The organism is Pseudomonas sp. JV245A, from assembly GCF_032424515.1.
Classification (GTDB): Bacteria; Pseudomonadota; Gammaproteobacteria; order Pseudomonadales; family Pseudomonadaceae; genus Aquipseudomonas; species Aquipseudomonas protegens.
Genome location: NZ_VYKE01000065.1, coordinates 1 through 19,138 on the forward strand (window position 1 = coordinate 1; position 19,138 = coordinate 19,138).

Annotated in this window: 17 protein-coding genes; 4 read left to right on the plus strand and 13 right to left on the minus strand. The window is 66.6% G+C overall.

Annotated elements, in window-relative coordinates; all coding sequences use genetic code 11:
- Nucleotides 1-1,144 (minus strand): MFS transporter (locus F6S12_RS17990; RefSeq protein ID WP_315869162.1); only part of this gene is annotated, 1,144 nt, incomplete at its 3' end.
- Between the two features lie 191 nt (nt 1,145-1,335).
- Between F6S12_RS17990 and F6S12_RS17995 the strand changes: the two genes are divergently transcribed.
- The gene (locus F6S12_RS17995) at nt 1,336-2,457 is read left to right on the plus strand and encodes a sugar diacid recognition domain-containing protein (RefSeq protein WP_011061661.1); all 1,122 of its coding nucleotides are present in this window, start codon (nt 1,336-1,338) and stop codon (nt 2,455-2,457) included.
- A gap of 308 nt (nt 2,458-2,765) precedes the next feature.
- On the plus strand, nt 2,766-3,905 hold the full coding sequence (locus F6S12_RS18000) for a glycerate kinase (protein WP_123577912.1): 1,140 nt from the start codon (nt 2,766-2,768) through the stop codon (nt 3,903-3,905).
- Nucleotides 3,906-4,004: 99 nt separating this feature from the next.
- Here F6S12_RS18000 and hpaI read toward each other — a convergent pair whose 3' ends face one another.
- The 8 genes from hpaI to F6S12_RS18040 form a co-directional block, all read right to left on the minus strand.
- Nucleotides 4,005-4,805 carry a 4-hydroxy-2-oxoheptanedioate aldolase gene (gene hpaI, locus F6S12_RS18005; RefSeq protein ID WP_315869163.1) on the minus strand — a complete coding sequence of 267 codons (801 nt, stop codon included), beginning with the start codon at nt 4,803-4,805 and terminating at the stop codon, nt 4,005-4,007.
- 10 nt (nt 4,806-4,815) lie between these two features.
- A complete protein-coding gene (gene hpaH / locus F6S12_RS18010) occupies nt 4,816-5,619 on the minus strand; it encodes a 2-oxo-hept-4-ene-1,7-dioate hydratase (protein WP_072450158.1) in 804 nt (267 codons plus the stop codon).
- 2 nt (nt 5,620-5,621) lie between these two features.
- Complete coding sequence (locus F6S12_RS18015) at nt 5,622-6,929, minus strand: MFS transporter (protein WP_262212022.1); 1,308 nt, start codon at nt 6,927-6,929, stop codon at nt 5,622-5,624.
- A gap of 135 nt (nt 6,930-7,064) precedes the next feature.
- Nucleotides 7,065-7,454 (minus strand): 5-carboxymethyl-2-hydroxymuconate Delta-isomerase, encoded by a 390-nt coding sequence (locus tag F6S12_RS18020; protein ID WP_011061656.1) that lies wholly within the window; start codon nt 7,452-7,454, stop codon nt 7,065-7,067.
- Between the two features lie 65 nt (nt 7,455-7,519).
- On the minus strand, nt 7,520-8,377 hold the full coding sequence (gene hpaD / locus F6S12_RS18025; RefSeq protein WP_210670963.1) for a 3,4-dihydroxyphenylacetate 2,3-dioxygenase: 858 nt from the start codon (nt 8,375-8,377) through the stop codon (nt 7,520-7,522).
- Nucleotides 8,378-8,431: 54 nt separating this feature from the next.
- Nucleotides 8,432-9,892 carry a 5-carboxymethyl-2-hydroxymuconate semialdehyde dehydrogenase gene (gene hpaE, locus F6S12_RS18030; RefSeq protein ID WP_041118525.1) on the minus strand — a complete coding sequence of 487 codons (1,461 nt, stop codon included), beginning with the start codon at nt 9,890-9,892 and terminating at the stop codon, nt 8,432-8,434.
- Nucleotides 9,893-10,693, minus strand: a complete 801-nt coding sequence (locus F6S12_RS18035) for a fumarylacetoacetate hydrolase family protein (protein ID WP_019095470.1) — start codon at nt 10,691-10,693, stop codon at nt 9,893-9,895.
- A 9-nt stretch (nt 10,694-10,702) separates the two neighbouring features.
- The gene (locus F6S12_RS18040) at nt 10,703-11,362 is read right to left on the minus strand and encodes a fumarylacetoacetate hydrolase family protein (protein ID WP_315869164.1); all 660 of its coding nucleotides are present in this window, start codon (nt 11,360-11,362) and stop codon (nt 10,703-10,705) included.
- A gap of 197 nt (nt 11,363-11,559) precedes the next feature.
- Here F6S12_RS18040 and hpaA point away from each other — a divergent pair, with 197 nt between their 5' ends.
- Both hpaA and F6S12_RS18050 read left to right on the plus strand, forming a co-directional pair.
- Nucleotides 11,560-12,489 (plus strand): 4-hydroxyphenylacetate catabolism regulatory protein HpaA, encoded by a 930-nt coding sequence (hpaA, locus tag F6S12_RS18045; protein ID WP_011061651.1) that lies wholly within the window; start codon nt 11,560-11,562, stop codon nt 12,487-12,489.
- Between the two features lie 114 nt (nt 12,490-12,603).
- Nucleotides 12,604-13,695, plus strand: coding sequence for a DUF1176 domain-containing protein (locus F6S12_RS18050; protein ID WP_123473482.1), 1,092 nt, complete (start codon nt 12,604-12,606; stop codon nt 13,693-13,695).
- 9 nt (nt 13,696-13,704) lie between these two features.
- Here F6S12_RS18050 and F6S12_RS18055 read toward each other — a convergent pair whose 3' ends face one another.
- Genes F6S12_RS18055 through F6S12_RS18070 form a run of 4 tightly spaced genes read right to left on the minus strand, consistent with a single transcriptional unit; the run spans nt 13,705 to nt 19,104 of the window.
- Nucleotides 13,705-15,366, minus strand: a complete 1,662-nt coding sequence (locus F6S12_RS18055) for a GMC family oxidoreductase (RefSeq protein ID WP_315869165.1) — start codon at nt 15,364-15,366, stop codon at nt 13,705-13,707.
- 35 nt (nt 15,367-15,401) lie between these two features.
- Nucleotides 15,402-16,703 (minus strand): carbohydrate porin, encoded by a 1,302-nt coding sequence (locus F6S12_RS18060; protein ID WP_315869166.1) that lies wholly within the window; start codon nt 16,701-16,703, stop codon nt 15,402-15,404.
- A 56-nt stretch (nt 16,704-16,759) separates the two neighbouring features.
- The gene (locus tag F6S12_RS18065) at nt 16,760-17,824 is read right to left on the minus strand and encodes a 2,3-butanediol dehydrogenase (protein ID WP_123473604.1); all 1,065 of its coding nucleotides are present in this window, start codon (nt 17,822-17,824) and stop codon (nt 16,760-16,762) included.
- The gene (locus tag F6S12_RS18070) at nt 17,824-19,104 is read right to left on the minus strand and encodes an MFS transporter (RefSeq protein ID WP_065364199.1); all 1,281 of its coding nucleotides are present in this window, start codon (nt 19,102-19,104) and stop codon (nt 17,824-17,826) included. Before F6S12_RS18070 ends, F6S12_RS18065 begins: the two co-directional genes overlap by 1 nt.
- Nucleotides 19,105-19,138: the final 34 nt, after the last annotated feature.

The window sequence follows — 19,138 nt, forward strand, 5'->3', positions numbered from 1 at the left end:
CCAGGCCACCGGCAGCTGCACCGGCGCTGAGCAGGGCGGTGGGCACCGGCCAGAACATCGGCAGGCCGGTGAGGGCACCCATGGTGGCGAGGGTCAGGCCGAGAATGGCGATGGCCGGGTTGGCGGCGAAGTTAACCGCGATCAGCAGCCCCACGGCGCCCATCAGCATCGGCACTACAAGGTGCCAGCGGCGCTCCTTGCGCAGGTCCGCCGAGCGCCCCACCAGCAGCATGAACACCGCCGCCAGCAGGTAGGGAATGGCGCTCAGCCAGCCGATCACCAGGTTGTCGGCAAACCCCAGGTTCTTGATGATCGACGGCAGCCAGAAGTTGATCGCGTAGACCCCGCTCTGGATGCAGAAGTAGATCAGGCCGAAGGCCCAGATCGCCGGGTTCTTGAACACCGCGGCCAGGGAGTCGCTGGCGGTCTTGGGCTGGTTGGCGAGATCGCTGGCCTGGTCCGCCTCCAGCACTGCGCGTTCGGTCGGGGTCAGCCACTTGGCATGGGCGAAGCTGTCGCTGAGCAGGAAGAACGCCAGTGCGCCGAGGATCACGGTAGGAATGCCCTGCAGCAGGAACATCCACTGCCAGCCGGCGAGGCCGCCCTGGCCGGCGGCGAAGTGGTTGAGGATCCAGCCGGAAAACGGGCTGCCCAGCAGGCCGGACACCGGGATCGCCGACATGAACAGGGCCATGATCCGGCCACGGCGGAAGGTCGGGAACCACTGCGAGAGGTACAGCACCACGCCGGGGAAGAAGCCGGCTTCGGCGGCCCCGGTGAACAGGCGCAGGGTGTAGAACTGGGTCGGCGTGGTGACGAACAGCAGGCAGGTGGACAAGGTGCCCCAGGTGATCATCATCAGCGCGATCCAGCGCCGCGGGCCGAACCGGTTCAGTGCCAGGTTGCTCGGCACGCCGCACAGCACGTAGCCGATGAAGAAAATCCCGGCGCCCAGGCCGTAGACCGTTTCGCTGAATTTCAGGGCATCGAGCATCTGCAACTTGGCGAAGCCAACGTTGACCCGGTCGAGGTAGTTGAACAGGTAGCAGACGAAGATGAAGGGGATCAGGCGCAGGGTAATGCGCTTGTAGACGGCGTTCTTGTCGTCAGCCTGGGCCAGTGGGGCAGCGGCGCTCTGTGACATGGTGTGTCTCTCTTTATTATGATTTTTCGCGGTGCAAGGGTAACGTTGACCGCCCTGAGAGTCTCGGTCACCGGCGCGGGCCTGTCTTTGTGCCGGCGCACAGCGATTGGCCCCGGGCCCTGTGCCACTGAACAACGCCGCGTACCCCGCGGCCCGTCCCCGCAGCTGTAGCCGTCAAGGATCATCCCCCCATGTTCGAACTGGATCATGACCTGGCGCAGGATATCGTCGACCGCACGATGGCGATCCTGCCCTACAACGTCAACGTCATGGACAGCCAGGGCCTGATCCTTGGCAGCGGCGAGCCGGAGCGTATCAACACCCGGCACGAAGGCGCGCAACTGGTGCTGGCCAACGGCCGGGTGGTGGAGATCGACGAACCCACCGCGCGCCAGCTCAAGGGTGTGCAGCCGGGCATCAACCTGCCGTTGCTGCATGACCAGCGGCTGATCGGGGTGCTGGGCATTACCGGCGACCCGGCGCAGTTGCGCACCTATGCCGAACTGGTGCGCATGACCGCCGAGATGCTGGTGGGCCAGCGCCACCAGCAGGCCGAGCAGCAATGGCGGCGCCAGCGCTGCGACGACCTGCTGGCCCTGCTGCTGAGCGACGGTGGCGACTCACCGCGGCTGGTGGATGAAGCCCAGCAGATGGGCCTCAAGCCACAGCTGGCGCGTACGCCCTATCTGTTCGAACTGGCCCAGGAACCGGCCTCGGGGCAGGGCGTGGATAGCCTCAGCAGTTGGTTGCTGAGCCGCTATCCGGACAGCTGGTGCGTCAGCTCGTCGAAGAGTTCCCTGCTCTGGTGCCGCCCGGCGAGCCTGAGCCTGGACAACCCGCGGCTGCTGGAAAAGCTCGACGGCCAGGGCTGGAACATCCTGCGGGTGGCGGTGGGCGGGCAGGCCGAGGGCCTGGCCGGATTGCGCCGCTGCTACCGCCGGGTCGGCGACCTGCTGGCCTACGGCCGGGATATCCTGCCGGATGCGCGATTGCTCACCCTCAACCGCTACCGCCTGCCGGTGATGCTCTGGCGCCACCGCAACGATGACGCCCTGGACGAACTGCTGACGCCGTTGCGCAAGGTCCTGGCCAAGGACAGCAACGGCCAGTTGCTGGCGACCCTGCGCAGCTGGTGCGACCACGACGGCCAGAGCCAGGCCTGCGCCGATGCCCTGGGCATCCACCGCAACAGCCTGCGCTACCGCATGGAACGGATAGCCGAGCTCAGCGGCGTCGACCCCTTGCGCCTGGACGGCATGCTGGCTCTTTATCTTGGCGTCCAGCTGCTGCCCCACCGCAGCGAGCCGGCCTGATTTATCGCGCCGATCTCCACCATCGCCTATCCCGATCCAACAGGGGTGGTAGCCGCTGCCGAGCCTTGGCGAGGCTGCGCAAAGGCCCGCAGGGCCTTGCTTGGCAATCTCCAGCTAAACCTGTATCGCTTCCAAGACCTTCGCGAGCGCTACGCGCCCGTTCGCAGCCTGCGGCAGCGGTTTCAACGCTAGGCGAGGTTGCGCGGTTGTAGCAATGAACAATAAAGCGCCCTCGGACTTGTGCAGTGGCCCGGGGTCAGCGCCTGCGCCAGATGGCAGCATGGCGGCACAAGAACCGGAGAAAACCCATGAAGATCATCATCGCCCCCGACTCGTTCAAGGACAGCCTGAGTGCCGAAGGCGTGGCCCAGGCCATTGCCCAGGGGCTGGCGGATGTGTGGCCCGACGCCGAGCTGTGCCAATGCCCCATGGCCGACGGTGGCGAAGGGACGGTGGAATCGATTCTCGCCGCCTGTGACGGGCAACTGCGCAGCAACCGGGTCGAGGGGCCGCTGGGAGCGATCGTGGAGGCGCGCTGGGGCTGGCTGCCCCAGAGCCACACGGCAATCATCGAAATGGCCGAGGCCAGTGGCCTGCAACTGCTGGCGCTGGAGCAGCGCGATGCGTGCAACAGCAGCACCTTCGGCACCGGGGAGCTGATCCAGGCCGCTCTGGAGGCCGGTGCCCGGCGCATCATCCTGGCCATCGGCGGCAGCGCCACCAACGACGGCGGCGCGGGGGCCCTGCAGGCGCTGGGGGTCAAGCTGCTGGACCGCCAGGGCCGGATACTGCCTCGCGGCGGCCTGGCCCTGGCCGACCTCGCCCACATCGAGCTGGATGCCATGGACCCGCGCCTGGCCCAGGTGCGCTTCGACATCGCCGCCGACGTCAACAACCCTCTGTGCGGCGAGCACGGCGCTTCAGCCATCTTCGGCCCGCAGAAAGGCGCCTCGGCGCAGCAGGTGCAGCAACTGGACCAGGCCCTGGGACACTTCGCCGACCTGTGCGCCCAGGTACTGCCCAAGGATGTGCGTGATGAACCCGGCAGCGGCGCGGCCGGTGGCCTGGGGTTTGCCGCCAAGGCGTTTCTCGGCGCGCAATTTCGTCCCGGGGTGGAAGTGGTGGCGGAACTGGTGGGCCTGGAACAGGCCGTGCGCGGTGCCGATCTGGTGATCACCGGTGAAGGTCGCTTCGACGCCCAGACCTTGCGCGGCAAGACCCCCTTTGGCGTGGCGCGCATCGCCCGTGAGCAGGGGGTTCCGGTGATTGTTATTGCCGGCACCCTGGGCGAGGGTTACCAGCAGATGTACGCCCACGGCGTGGATGCGGCCTTCGCCCTGACCTCAGGCCCCATGAGCCTGGAACAGGCCTGCCGCGAAGCCCCGCGCCTGCTGCGCGAACGCGCCGCCGACATCGCCCGCCTCTGGCGCCTGGTCAGCAACCACTAGGCACCCCGTAGGAGCTGGCTTGCCAGCGAATAGGCCCTCAAGCCTTGCCGCGCGCAAGAACGCCTTCGCCGGCAAGCCGGCTCCTACGGCAATCGCCCGTCAGTAAACCCCGCCTTCGCTGGTGGGGGTGTCCAGGGTCTTGTACTGGCCGGCCAGGCTCTGCAGGCCCTTCATCAGGACGGTGGTATCCACGCCCACCGCGACAAAATTCGCCCCCAACTCGATGCAGCGCCGCGCCAGTCGCTGATCGGCACTGAGAATCCCTGCGGCCTTGCCCGCCCGACGAATCCGCACGATGGCGTCTTCAATCGCGGCCACCACGTCCGGGTGCCCGGGGTTGCCCCGCTGGCCCATGGCCGCCGACAGATCCGCCGGGCCGATAAACACCCCGTCGACCCCGTCCACCGCGAGAATCTCATCCAGGTTGCGCAGGCCTTCGAGGTTCTCGATCTGCACCAGCAGGCACATCTGCTCGTCCGCCTGATCCAGGTAGCCGGCGATGCTGTTCCAGCGCGACGCCCGGGCCAGGGCGCTGCCTACGCCACGAACCCCCAGTGGCGGATAGCGCATGGCGCGCACCAGCTGGCGTGCCTGCTCGGCGCTTTCCACCATGGGGATCAACAGGGTCTGGGCGCCGATGTCCAGCAATTGCTTGATCAGCGCGGTATCGCCAATGGGCGGGCGGATAATGCCTTGGGCTGGGTAAGGGGCAATGGCCTGCAACTGCGCCAGCAGGCTGCGCAGATCGTTGGGCGCGTGTTCGCCGTCCAGCAGCAGCCAGTCGAAACCGGCGTTGGCCGCCAGCTCGGCACAGTAGCCGTCCGCCAGGCCCAGCCACAGCCCGATTTGTGGCTCGCTGTGTTGCAGGCGTTGCTTGAACAGGTTCTGCGGCATGTGCATGTGCTTCTCCTCAGACGAAACGGCAGGCAATGCTGCCCAACTGATCGTAGTCCACGTGGAATACATCCCCGGGCCGCGCCGCCACCGGCCGAGTGAAGGAGCCGCCAAGAATGATCTGCCCGGCCTCCAGGCCGACGTCATAGGCCGCGAGCTTGTTGGCCAGCCAGGCCACGCCCTTGGCCGGGTGGTTGAGCACCGCGGCAGAGACCCCGGACTCCTCGATCACGCCATTGCGGTAGAGCACCGCCGGCACCTTGCGCAAGTCCACATCCCCTGGACGCACGGCGCGGCCACCCATCACCACCCCGGCGTTGGCGGCATTGTCCGAGATGGTGTCGAAGACCTTGCGGGTGGCCTGGGTCTGCGGGTCCACCTGCTGGATGCGCGCATCGATGATCTCCAGCGCCGGGATCACCCAGTCGGTGGCGTCCAGCACATCGAACAGGGTGCAGTGGGGCCCCTTGAGCGGCTTGCCGAGGATGAACGCCAGTTCCACCTCGACCCGGGGCACGATGAAGCGCTGGAAGGGAATGTCGCTGCCTTCGTCGAACAGCATGTCGTCCAGCAGGGCGCCGAAATCCGGCTCGGTGATGTTCGAGGAAACCTGCATGGCCCGTGAGGTCAGGCCAATCTTGTGGCCCACCAGCTTGCGCCCGTCGCGGATTTTCTGTTCCACCCAGCTGCGCTGGATGGCGTAGGCATCTTCGATGCTGATAGCGGGGTATTGCAGGGACAGCTGGCCGATCTGTTCACGGCTGCGCTCGGCGGCGTTGAGGCGCGCGGCGGCGTCCTGGATATCCGAGGGGCTGAGCATGGTTATTTCTCCCGAGGGTTGACGATATGAGCCGGCACCTGGAGCACCAGCCAGGCGCCGCAGGCAATCAGCAGGGCCAGGGCGTAGAGGGCCAGGCTGGCGCTTTGGGTGGCGTCGCGCACCACGCCGATCAGGTAAGGGGCAAGGAACGCGGCGACGCTGCCGAAGGAACTGATCAGGGCGATACCCGCGGCCTGGGTGCTGCTGGCGAGAAAGGCCGGCGGCAGTTGCCAGAACATCGGCAAGGCGGCGCTGGCGCCCATGCCCGCCACCAGCAGGCCGAACATCACCAGCCAGGGGTTGTCCGGGGCCAGCCCGGTGAGGATCAGCCCCAGGCTGGACATCAGCAGCGGCACCCCCAGGTGCCAGCGGCGTTCACGCAGGCGGTCCGAGGAGCGGCCGACGCCGAGCATGAACAGGCAGCCTGCCAGGTAGGGCAGGGCACTGAGCAGGCCGACATTGCTGTCCCGGGCGATGCCGGCATGGTGGATCAGGGTCGGCATCCAGAAGGCGATGGTGTTCACCGCCAGCATCACCGCGAAGTAGATGCACACCAGCAGCCAGACGTGGCGGTCCCTGAGGATGCCGCTGAAACGGGTGATGGACTTGTGCTGTTCTTCCTGTTGCAGGGCCTGCAGCAGCCAGGTCTTCTGCGCCGGGGCCAGCCAGCCCACCTGTTCGATGCTTTCCGGCAGGGCCTTGAGCACCACCAGGCCCAGCAGCACCACCGGCAGGCCTTCGATGAGGAACATCCACTGCCAGCCGCGCAGGCCGCCGAAGTCGTGGAAGCTTTCCAGGATCCACCCGGAGAGGGGGCCGCCAATGACTCCGGCCATGGGCACGGCGATGGCGAACAGGGCGGTGACCTGGCCGCGGCGGCTGGCCGGGAACCAGCGGTTGAGCAGCACCAGGATGCCGGGGAAGAAGCCGGCCTCGGCGACCCCCAGCAGAAAGCGCAAAACATAGAAGCCCCAGGCGCTGTCCACCAGCATCAGGGCGCTGGACAGCAGGCCCCAGACCAGCATCAGGAAGGCGATCCAGCGCCGTGGGCCGACCCGGTCCAGGGCCAGGTTGCTGGGCACCCCGAACAGCGCGTAGGCGACGAAGAACAGCCCGGCACCCAGGCCATAGACGCTGTCGCTGAAGCCCAGGTCCTGGGTCATCTGCAGCTTGGCGAAACCGATGTTGATGCGATCCAGGTGAGCAAAGATGTAGCAGACGAACAACAGCGGCATCAGCCGCCAGGTGATCTTGCGATAGCAGTCATCGACCTCGGCGACCGGCGCCGTGGCAAGGGTTGAGTGGGGCATGGCAATGATCTCGTTATTGTTCTTGTGTGGGTGGCCGGCCTGCAGGAGCCGGCTTGCCGGCGAAGGCGGATCCGGGGCTGGCACAAGGCCTGAGGGCCGCTTCGCTGGCGAGCCGGTTCCTACCGGTGGCTACCCTCAGGCTTGTCCGCGCAGGAACTCGTGCACGTTGTTGTGCTTGAAGTTCAGCTCGGCATCCAGCTCGCTCATTTCGAACGACAGGGCCAAGAGGCGCTGGCCCTGAAGCTCGGCGAAGTGCGCCTTGATGATCTCGAACAGGCCTTCGGCGACCTGGCGTCGTGTGGCCAGGTCGCGGCCGGCTCCCACTTGCAGGCGCATGTGGACGAAGGCGTAGTCGTGCTTGCCGTCGGCCATGCGCCAGGTGTCCAGGCGCACCCCGCGGCTGCGGATGCCCCCCAGGGGGAACACGCCAGTGGCGCCCAGGTAGTCATGGACCTTTTCGAACAGCCCCGGCAGGTCGGCGGCCTGTTCGATGTTGTCGGTGTATTCAGCGATGAAATGCGGCATGGGGAACTCCTTCGCAAGTGGCCGGCGGGAACCCGGCCGCTTGCGAGTCAGGGTGGCAGCTGGGCCTAGACAGGGAAGATGGCGTTGATCTGGCCGGTGCCGGAGCTGCCGAACAGCGGAGTGACGATTTCCGCTGGGCGGTTGTATTCAGGCCCGCCCAACAGCCCCAGGAGCATGGCCGTATCGTGCATTCCGCCCTCGCCATGACAGCTGCTGGCGTAGTCCGGGAGCATGGCGCAGAACTCGCGGAAGCGGCCCTGCTGCCACAGCTCCACCACCCGCTGGTCCACCTGCTTGTCGAACTCCCGGGTCCAGTTGTGGATGTTGGCCTCGGCCTCGCGGTCGTTGGAGAAACGGTGGGAGAGGGAACCCGACGCCAGCACCAGGACCTTGCGATCGCTCTTCTCGATGGCCCGGCGCACCGCGGCGCCAAAGGTGAAGCTGTCTTCGAGGCGGTGCCAGGCGCACCAGGCGGCGATGGACACCACCTTCAAGTGCTCGACAGCGGGCACGTCCATGTGCATGTAGCGCATGGGCACCAGGGTGCCGTACTCCAGTTCCAGGCTGGGAATGTTGTGGGCCAGGGTGCGCACGTCGGCGGCATTGGCCTCGGCGGCGATCAGCTCACCCAGCGCCGGGCAGCCCTGGTAGTCGTAGGTCATGTTCTTGATGAAGTGCGGCAGCTCGTTGCTGGTGTAGGTGCCGTTGAACGCCTCGCCGCAGTTGATGTGGTACCCGCTGTTGACCAGCCAGTGCACATCGAACACCACCGCGGTGTCGGCCCCCAGCTCCCGGGCCCGGCGGGCGATCTCCTTGTGCCCGGCAATGGCCGCCTCACGGCAGCCGTGGTGTTTGCCCGGCAGTTCGGACAGGTACATCGATGGTACGTGGCAGACCTTGGCGGCCATGACGACTTCGCCCATGGTGCTTCTCCTGAAACATCTTCTTGTTGGGGTGATCCGGGACGGTTCTGAACCTTACACGCCCCAGCGCGGTATGTGGTGGCTGCCCATGGAGAGGCAGACGTTCTTGATCTCGGCAAAGACCTCGAAGCTGTATTCGCCGCCTTCGCGACCGGTGCCCGAACCCTTGATGCCGCCGAAGGGCTGGCGCAGGTCGCGCACGTTCTGGCTGTTGATGAACACCATGCCGGCCTCGATGCCACGGGCCAGGCGATGGGCCTTGCCGATGTCCTGGGTCCAGATGTAGGAGGCCAGGCCGTACTCGGTGTCGTTGGCCAGTTGCAGGGCCTGGGCCTCGTCCTTGAACGGGATCAGGCACACCACCGGGCCGAAGATCTCTTCCTGGGCGATGCGCATCTTGTTGTCCACGTCGGCGAACACCGTGGGCTGGATGAACTGCCCGCGGGCCAGGTGCGCCGGCAGGTTGGCCGGGCGTTCCAGGCCGCCGGCCAGCAGGGTTGCGCCTTCTTCCAGGCCGATGCGGATATAGCCGGTGACCTTGTCGTAGTGGGCCTGGGTGATCATCGAGCCGACCTGGGTCTTGGGGTCCTGCGGGTCACCGACGATCAGGCGCCTGGCCCGGGCGGCGAACTCCTTGACGAACTGCGGGTAGACGCTTTCCTGGATGAAGATCCGGCTGCCGGCGGTGCAGCGCTCGCCGTTCAGGGAAAAGATGGTGAACAGCGCGGCGTCCAGGGCCCGTTCCAGGTCGGCGTCCTCGAAGATCAGCACCGGCGACTTGCCGCCCAGTTCCATGGAGTACTTCTTCAGGCCCGCGGTCTGCATGATCTTCTTGCCGGTGGCGGTGCCGCCGGTGAAGGAAATTGCCCGCACGTCCGGGTGGCGCACCAGGGCATCGCCGGCGGTGGCACCGTAGCCCTGGACGATGTTCAGCACCCCGGCGGGAATCCCGGCTTCCACCGCCAGCCGGCCCAGCTCATTGGCGGTCAGCGGCGACAGTTCGCTCATCTTCAGCACCGCGGTATTGCCCAGGGCCAGGCACGGCGCGGTCTTCCAGGTGGCGGTCATGAACGGCACGTTCCATGGCGACACCAGGGCGCAGACGCCCACCGGCTGGTACAGGGTGTAGTTGAGCATCTGGTCGTCCACCGGATAGCTGTGGCCATCCATGCGGGTGCAGACCTCGGCGAAGAAATCGAAGTTGTGAGAGGCCCGGGGAATCAGCACGTTGCGGGTCTGGTGGATCGGCAGGCCGGTGTCCAGGGTTTCCAGCTCCGCCAGGTGCGGCACGTTCTCTTCGATCAGCGCACCCAGGCGGCGCATCAGCCGGGCGCGTTCCTTGGCCGGGGTATTGGCCCATTTCGGAAAGGCGTCCTTGGCCGCCGCTACCGCCTGGGCGATTTCCTCGGCGCCGCCGCTGGCCACCTCGCCAATGGCTTCACCGGTGGCGGGGTTGTAGTTGGTGAACACTTCGCGGCTTTCGACTTCGCGGCCGTTGATCCAGTGCTTGATCATTTATGCGTGCTCCTTGGCCACGGCAGTGGGCTCCGGGTGGGCGTGATGGGTGAAGAATTCGCTTTCGCTGACGATGCGGTTGACCAGCCGGCCGATGCCTTCGATTTCCACCACCACCTCATCGCCGGGCACCACGTCGGACAGGCCTTCGGGGGTGCCGGTGGCGATCATGTCCCCCGGTTGCAGGGTCATGAAGCCGGACAGGTATTCGATGAGGTAGGGGATGTCGAAGATCATGTCGGCGGTGCTGCCTTGCTGGCGCAACTCGCCGTTGACCCAGGTGCGCAGGGTCAGGTTGTTGGGTTCGGGTACCTGCGCCGCGTCGATGATCCACGGGCCTACCGGGGTGGTGGCATCGCGGTTCTTCACCCGCAGGTTGGGCCGGTAGTAGTTCTCCAGATAGTCGCGGATCGCATAGTCGTTGCACAGGGTGTAGCCGGCCAGGTAGTCCAGGGCATCCTCGCGCTTGACGTTGCGCGCGGTCTTGCCGATCACCGCCACCAGCTCGCACTCGTAGTGCATGTAGGCGACGTTGTCCGGGCGCCAGGTCACCTGTTTGTGGCCGGTGTAGGTGCCGGGAGACTTGATGAACACCAGCGGTTCGGTGGGCGGCTTGAAGGCCAGCTCGGCGGCGTGGTCGGCATAGTTCAGGCCCAGGGCGAACATGGTCCCGGTGGCCGGCGGCAGCCACTGCACCTGGTCTTCGGCCAGGACCCGGCCGTCTTCCAGTTGCAGGGTGTTGGGGCCGGTGACCAGGGCCTGGTGGACCTGGCCCTGATAACGAATGCGTGCATGTTTCATGTCGGTTCCTTATTCGGCCACGATGGTGTTGGCGAGGCGGCCCAGGCCGCTGATCTGCACTTCGACCCGATCGCCGGGGCGTACATCGACCCGGCCTTCCGGAGTGCCGGTGATCAGCACGTCACCGGGGTACAGGGTCATGAACTCGCTGATCTCGGCAATCAGCTGGGGAATGCTGCGCACCAGGTTGGCGGTGCTGTTGTGCTGCACCCGCTCGCCGTTGACCCACAGCTCCAGGCTCAGGGCATGGGGGTCGGCCACCTCGGCGGCCGGTACCAGTTCCGGGCCCAGGGCGCAGAAGCCGTCCCGGCACTTGGCCTTGACCGCGGGGCGGTAGTAGCTGTCTTCCGGCAGGCTGAATTCGTTGACGATGGTGTAGCCGGCCACGTGTTCCAGGGCGTCTTCCAGGCGCACCCGGCTGGCGCGCTTGCCGATCACCACGCCCAGGGCCGGGCCGGGCTGCAGGCGCTCCACACCCTGGGGAAACACCACCGGCGCCTCATGGCTGTTGCGGGTGTTGGGGGTCTTGATGAACAGCACCGGCTTCACCGGCGGCTTCTGGTAGGGCGGCTGGGTGAAGCTCTGCAGATGGCTCTGCAGCAGCCCCTGGTAGTTCAGCGCAACGCCGAACAGGGTGCCGCCGGCGTGATCGTTCAGTGCACGGCTCATCGGGCTCTCCTGGTGTCCGTACCCGTAGCGGCTTGCCGCTGGCGGGTCGATTTCGTTAATGTGTTAACGTTATATTTAATATGTTAACGATCGTCAAGCGATGGACTGCCCGCTTCCATCCCGCAGTGGCGGGCAAGCCGCGAATCACGCAGGATGCGCAGGGTCCGCGTGGATCAAAATAAAAACAGAAGGGCGCCATGAACCCACGCCAACCGATTCCCAACATCAACATCGGCCAGGTCTACGACCAGCGTTACGCCGATGCCCAGGTGCACTACGACAAGCTCAGCAACCTGGCCGGCTTCTTCGGTCGCAACATGCCGGTGCATCGCCACGACCGTTTCTTCCAGGTGCATTACGTGCAGAGCGGCGCGGTGCGGGTCTACCTCGACGATCAGCAGTATCTGGAGTCGGGGCCGATGTTCTTCCTGACCCCGCCGACCATTCCCCACGCCTTCGTCACCGAGGCCGACAGCGAAGGCCATGTGCTGACCGTGCGCCAGCAACTGGTGTGGGAGTTGATCGGCGCCGACCCGGCACTGGCCCCGGCGCCCCAGGTGCCGCCGGTGTGCGTGGCCCTGGCGCGCCTGGGGCCGCAGTTCGCCGGCGAAGTACGACGCCTGGAGGGCCTGTTCCATGAATTGCAGCGGGAGATTGCCGGGCAGGGCCCGGGGCGCGAGCCGGCGCTGGAAGCCCTGACCCGGCTGCTGATGATCAGCCTGCTGCGGTTGTCGGCCAACTCCCTGACGGCGCGCCCGGCACGCCATGAAGACCTGCAGATCTTCCACCGCTTCAACGAGCTGATCGAGGCCCGCTACCTGGAGCACTGGCCCCTGGGCCGCTACGCCAGCAGCCTGGGAGTGACCGAGGCGCGCCTCAATGATGTCTGCCGGCGCATCGCCGACCTGCCGTCCAAGCGCCTGGTGCATGAACGGGTGATGCAGGAGTCCAAGCGCCTGCTGCTGTTCACCGGCAGCTCGATCAACGAAATCTGCTACCAGCTGGGTTTCAAGGACCCGGCCTATTTCAGCCGGTTTTTCCAGCGTTACGCCAAGACCGCGCCGGGGGAATACCGCTTGCGCCAGGGGCAGGCGCCTGCCCCTGGCGCAAATGCGCCGGGTGCCTGATCCCTGGGGCAGGGCTGATGCCATGGAGCCGCGCCCAGGCAACTGACCCTGGCGGTATTCGCCGCCTGGCGGGCGTGGCAGAATCCGCGCCTTTGCCCGACAAGGAGCGTCGTCATGCTGCGTACCGTTGTGTTGCCCCTGCTGGTGCTTGGCGCCTTGCCGTGCCTGGCCCGGGAGCTGCCGGAGCTGACGCCGCTGTGGTTGCAACAGGAGGGCTGGATCGGCGCGTGCGACAACCGCCGCGACTGCCAACTGCTCTACGCGCCGAACATCGATTTTGCCGAGCGGGTCAACCACCTGACCCTGAAAATCCGCAGCCAGGCCGGCCCCGAAGGCCTGTTGCAACTGCAACTGGAGCACCAGGGCGCGCCATTGGAACTTGGTGCATTGCGCCTGGATGGCCAGCCGCTGGAGCCCGGCTTGCTGGCGGCGCTGGTCCAGGAAGTGGAAGCCCCCGACAGCACCCGTGAACAACAGTACTACCGGGTTGATGACCAGCCCCTGGCCCGGCAATGGCTGGCGCGGCTGCGGGCCGGGCAGGTGCTGGAACTGCCGGGAGAGGAGCCGGCCCAGGTGCTGCTCAAGGGGTTGCCGGACTTGCTGCAACGGGTGGACCAGGTGCAGCAGCGCCAGGGCACGGTCAGCGCCCTGGCCGCGCCCGGCGAACAGCCGGCCAGCGCGGTGCCCGGGTTGCAGCCGGCCGCGGCATTGCGCCCCTATCCCGGGGTGAAGCCCCTCGGCGCCCGAGAGCGCACCGGGCTGCTGGCGGCGGTGCGCAAAACCTTGCCGCCGGCAAAGACCGAAGACGCCGACGACTACGTCATGCCACCGAGGATCGAGGTCTATCCGCTGACCGCGCAGCAGGCGCTGGTCTTCGAGTTCTCCGATTGCGGTGCCTACATCTGCCTGTTCGATATCAGCAGCCGCTCGCGCACGGCGCCCTATGCGCTGCAGCCCCTGCAGATGCAGGCGTTGCCGGCCGGCAGCGTCGACCATGCCGGGGGCCTCAACTATTACCCCGAGACCGGCGAGCTCAGCAGTTTCCTCATGGGCCGCGGGATAGGCGACTGCGGTGAAATGGCCAGTTGGCACTTCGATGGCCAGGCCTTCCAGCTCACCGATTATCGGCGCATGCCCACCTGCAGCGGCCTGGGCTACGAAGACTGGCCGGTGCTCTGGAGTGCCGAGGCACCCAAGCGCCCCTGAGCCCCGGCATCAGGTGCAAGCTTCGCCTTGAAGCACGTTGCTCGGTTGCGCCGGTGCCGTGCCCAGCAACAGGTCTGCGGCCTTTTCGCCGATCATGATTGCCGCCGCATTGGTGTTGCCGGTGACCAGGCTCGGCATGATCGAGGCGTCCGCCACCCGCAGCCCCTGGAGGCCGTGGACCCGCAACTGGTCGTCCACCACCGCCAGTTCGTCGTGGCCCATCTTGCAGCTGCCCACCGGGTGAAACACCGTGCCCAGGTGCTGGCGGATCCATTGCTCGATCTGCTCCTGGCTCTGCACCTGCGGGCCGGGCACCAGTTCGCCCTTGAGGCGTTGGGAGAAGGCCCGGGTCGCTGCCAGCTGGCGCACCAGGCGCAAGCCGGCCACCAGCTTGCGCAGGTCTTCGGGGTGGCTGAGGAAGTTGGCGTCGATCAGCGGCTTGTCGTGCGGGTCGGCGGAATTCAGGCGCACCCGGCCGCGGCTCTGCGGGTGCATCACCGCCACATGCAGGCTGATGCCGTGGCCCACGGGGATCAGGCGCTGGGGCTGGTTCTTCAGGGCCGGGGCGACGATCAGCCCCAGTTCCGGCACCGGGTCCTCGGGCGCAAGGCGCAGGAAGGCTCCGGACTCGACGGTATTGGAGGTCAGCGGGCCCTGGCGCCGGGTCAGGTACTGCCAGGGTGAGCGGGCCAGGGGCAGCAGGCCCTTGGCGGAAATGCCGTAGCCCAGCTCGGGGTCGCTGCGGTACATCAGCACGATGTCCTGGTGATCCTGCAGGTTGAGCCCGACCCCTGGCAGCGGGTGGCGGGAAACGATCCCGTGGCGCGCAAGCTCCTCGGCCGGGCCGATGCCGGACAGCAACAGCAGTTGCGGCGAGTTGATCGCCCCGGCGCACAGGATCACTTCCCGGCGTGCCAGCAGTTGCCAGACCCGGCCGTCCTGGCTGATTTCCACACCGCTGGCACGAGTGCCTTGCAGCAACACCCGGTGGGTCAGGGTGCTGCTCAGTACCGTCAGGTTCTGCCGGTGCAGGATCGGGTGCAGGAAGGCCCGTGCCGCGCTGCAGCGCTCGCCGTTGATCTGGGTGACATGGAAGGGCCCGAAGCCTTCCTGCTCCGGGCCATTGAAGTCCGGATTGTAGCTCCAGCCCAGCTCGGTGGCGGCCTGGTAGAACACCTGATTGACCGGGCTCGGGCTGCGCTGCTCGGCGACGTTGAGCTCGCCGTGCTGGCCGTGCCACGGCGAGGTGCCGGGTTCGAAATGCTCCGAGCGCTTGAAGTAGGGCAGCAGTTCGTCATGGCTCCAGCCCTGGTTGCCGGCGGCGGCCCAGCGGTCGAAGTCCAGGCGATGGCCGCGGATATAGATCATGCCGTTGATCGCGCTGGAGCCGCCCCAGACCCGGCCCCGGGGGCAGGGGATCGGCACGTCGCCACTGCTGGCCTGTGGGCTGAACTGGTGCATCCAGTTCCAGCGCGGGTTGGCGATCAGGCGGATGATCCCCGCCGGGGTACGCACATAGGCGGCGGGCAGCAAGGTGCGGTCACTGGGCCCGGCTTCGATCAGGCACACCTGGACCTTGGGATCGGCGGACAGTCGGTTGGCCAGCACGCAACCGGCGGAACCGGCGCCCACCACGATGTAGTCGAAGGTCTGCGTGGTTGTTTCACTCATCGGAGGTACCTCGTTGGCAGTCACAGAAATCCATCTCAGAGCCCCAGCAGCGAGCCGACGTCGAGGGTCATTTGCAGGCCGACGACAAAGCCGTTGCCGCTCAGCTCGCGGGCTTCGGGGTTGTAGAAGTTGTCCGGGTTGACCAGGTACTGGATGCTGGGCTCCAGGGCCAGTTGCCGGGTCAGGGCGATATGGGCGTTGGCTTCCAGTGCGTAGACATTGCGTTCGCCCAGGCGCGGGTCGCCGCCGTTGGCGATGCGGGCCTGCTGCTGGAAGCGCAGCTGGTGGTCGTTGAGGCGCAGGTAGCTGGCCTTGAGGTTGAGCTTGTCCTGGGGCCGGTCGAAGGGCGCGAGGTAGGTCAGCCCGGCCTCGGCGAACTGGCTGAAGGGCTGCTTGTCATCGGCCGCCGCCGACAGCGAACCGAACAGCAGCAGGGCCTGGGGCGCACTGCCGGTACCGGCGTCGGCACGCCACAGTGCCTGCTGGAACTTGAAGAAGGCACCGCCGGTGCCGAAGTCCATGGCCCCGGTCAGCGGGTCCACCTGCTTGGAGGTGTTGTAGTAGCCATTGAGCTCGTAGTGGGAGCTGTAGGCATCGCGGTTCTGGCTGCCGATGCCCAGCAGCAGGCTGGTGCCGCTGGCGTCGTCGGTACTGAAATCCAGGCCCTTGCGCTCCTTCAGGTAGTCCACCGGGTTGGACTCGAAGGCGCCGCCATGCACGTACCACTGGGGCGTCAGCTGGTATTTCAGGTAGCCGCCCCAGCTGCCGTAGGGTGGCGGCAGGATGCCGGTGGAAGAGTCGATGATCGGGTCGTTGCAGGTCACCGTGCTTTCGCAGTTGTAGATATAGAAGTAGCGCCGGGCGTTGGTCCGCCCCAGGCTCAGGTCGACCCGGCCGTCGAGCCAGGTCTGCTGGTAGGTCAGCAGGCTCAACTGGTTGCTGGTGAGGTCGTTGTGGATCGGCGCGCCGCCGAAGTAGCTGCCGGCGGCGCCCTGCCAGTTGCGCGAGGTGGGCACGCCGGTCTCGTGGTCGAGGATGAACAGCGTCTGCTCGAAGTGCAGGGCTGCGCCGTCGAGGCCGGCGAAGGTCCCCAGATCGATATCGGCACCGACGAACAGGTCGCCGCTGTTGCCGAAACTGTGGGGTCGGGGGCCCGTGTCCAGGTTCTTCATGGCCAGGCTGAGGAACTGGACATGGGGCGTTATGCCACGGTCGGCCAGGTAGTCCCCCAGGTCGGACAGCGGGCCGGTACGCGGCGTGGGCGGCGTCTGGGCAAGGCAATCAAGGGGCAGCAGCAAGGCGGCCAGCAGCGGGCACAGCGCATAGGTTGCATTCATGTCGGGTACTCGATTCTTGTTGTTTTTGTCTTGAGTGTCGGTTGCACATTGTTTGTTCAGGCATCGGCCAGGGCCGGGGTCGGGTTGACCAGCACCTTGATCTGGCTCTTGTCTTGCAACAGCGCCTGGAAGCCTTGCTCCACCGCCTGTTCCAGGGCCAGGCAGCGGGTGACCGCCCGGCTCAGGTCCAGGCGCCCGCTGGCCAGCAGCTGGATCAGTTCGGGGTAGACGTGGCGGTAGCCGACGCTGCCGAGCAGGCGCAACTCGTTGTTCACCAGGTGGAAGGCATCGAACTGCACGTCGCCCATCAAGCCCACCAGCACCGCTTCGCCGCCCTTGCGCAGGCAGTGCAGGGCATGGCTCAGGGTCTGCTGGCTACCGGCGGCCTCAAAGGCGCTGTCGATACCACCGGCGCTCAGTTGCCGCAGGCGTGCCTGCAGTTGCGGGTCGGCGCCGTCCAGGGCCTCAGAGGCGCCGAACTCCAGGGCCAGGCGCCGGCGCTCGGGGTCCAGGTCCACGGCGTAGATCCGTTCCACCCCTCGCAACCGTGCCAGTAGCACCAGCAGCAGGCCGATGGGCCCCAGGCCGAACACCGCGCAACTGTCGCCGGCCATCAGGCTGCTCTGGTTCAAGGCGTGGTAGGCCACCGCTGCCGGCTCCAGCACGGCCGCCTGCTTGAAGCTGACGCTGTCCGGCAGCAGGTGCAGCATGTAGGCCGGTACCACCGCCTGTTCGGCAAAGCCGCCGTCGCCCATCAGGCCGATAAAGCCCATGGATTCACAGAGGTTGTACTGGCCCATCTGGCAGTACGAGCACTCGCCGCAGCGGTATTCGGGTTCCACCGCCACCCGCTGGCCCAATAGCCGTGCATCCACGCCCTGGCCCAGGGCTACTACCTGGCCGCAGAACTCGTGGCCCAGGGTCAGCGGCGCCCGGCAACCGGACAGTGGGTGAACTACCTGCTGAGGTATGGAGTGAGGGCCGTCGGCGTACTCATGCAGGTCGCTGCCGCAGATGCCGCAGTAGGCGACTTGCAGCAGCACCTCGCCGGGGCCGGGCTGGCGCGGTTCCAACTGAGTCAGGCGCAGGTCGCGGGCGGCATGCCATTGCAGTGCTTTGATCATGGGTTTCCTCCCAGGCTCGGGCTGGGTGCAGGGTGGGGGCCGGGGTGCCGGCGTTGTTGGCGGGCCAGTACCGCGGGGGCGGTTTCCTTGAGGAACAGGGCCAGCACGGCGGCCAGCAATGCGCCGCCGCAGGACATCCACATGACGATCGACAGGCCGAAGCGGTCGGCGGCGAAGCCGGCAATGGTCGGAGCGATGAAGCCGCCCACCAGCTCGCCGATGCCCATGATCATGCCCAGGGCCGTGGCCATGACTTCGCGGGGCACGGTTTCCGCGGGGATGGTGGCCATGAACAGGGTGAAGCAGCCCAGGCCGGTGTAGGTCAGCAGCATCAGCACCCCGAGCATCCAGGGCGACGAGGCGTAGAGCAGGGCGATGGGACAGCAAGCGGCAATCAGCGAGAACAGCACCAGGGTCGGGCGCCGGCCGAGGCGGTCGGAGATTGCCGGCACGCCGAAGCCCCAGAGCACCCAGGCGCCTCCCAGGCAGCTCATCACCGTGCCCATGCTGGCCGGGCTGTAGTCGCGAACCTTGACCAGGAAGGTCGGGGTGAAGGAAATCAGGATGATGAACCAGGTCAGGAACACGCAGCTGATGAGGGTGCAGAGCACGATGTTGCGGCTCTTGAGCAGGGCCAGGCGATGGCTGCCACCCGGGCTGGACGGGGTGTGCGCTCGCGGTTCGTGTCGCGGTGGGTCGGGCTGCACGTAGCGCCAGATCAGCAGGGCGATCAGTAGCCCGGGAATCAGCGAAATGATGAAGGCGTGGCGCCAGCCGTAGGCTTCGGCCAGGGCGATCAGCACCGGCGGGCCGATCACCGCGCCCAACAGGCCCGCCGCCGACCCTTGCAGCAGGCCCATGTTCAGGCCCCGGCGATGGGGCGAGGAGGCTTCCACCATCAGCGATTGGGAGAGCGGCAGGATCGGCCCCTCGGCCAGCCCCATGATGGCGCGGAACAGCAAAAGGCTGAGAAAGCCGGTGACCAGCCCGGACAGCGCCGAGCACAGGGAAAACAGGATCACCGCGACGATCAGCAACGGCTTGCGCACGCCCCGGCGGTCCGACCAGGCACCCACCAGGGCCCCGGACACCGCCCAGGCCAGGGCCAGGATCGACGACAGCATGCCCAGGTGGCTGTTGCTCAGTTGCAACTCGTCAGCCATGAAGGGGAACAGGAAGGACAGCGCCAGACGATCGAAAAAGACGAAACCGAAGGTCAGGAACAGCACCCCCAGCAAGGTGTTCTCGTAACCGGCCTTGTTGTTTTTATAAGCCATGGTGGTTCTCCGAAGGAGGCGTGGGCAGCGCCGG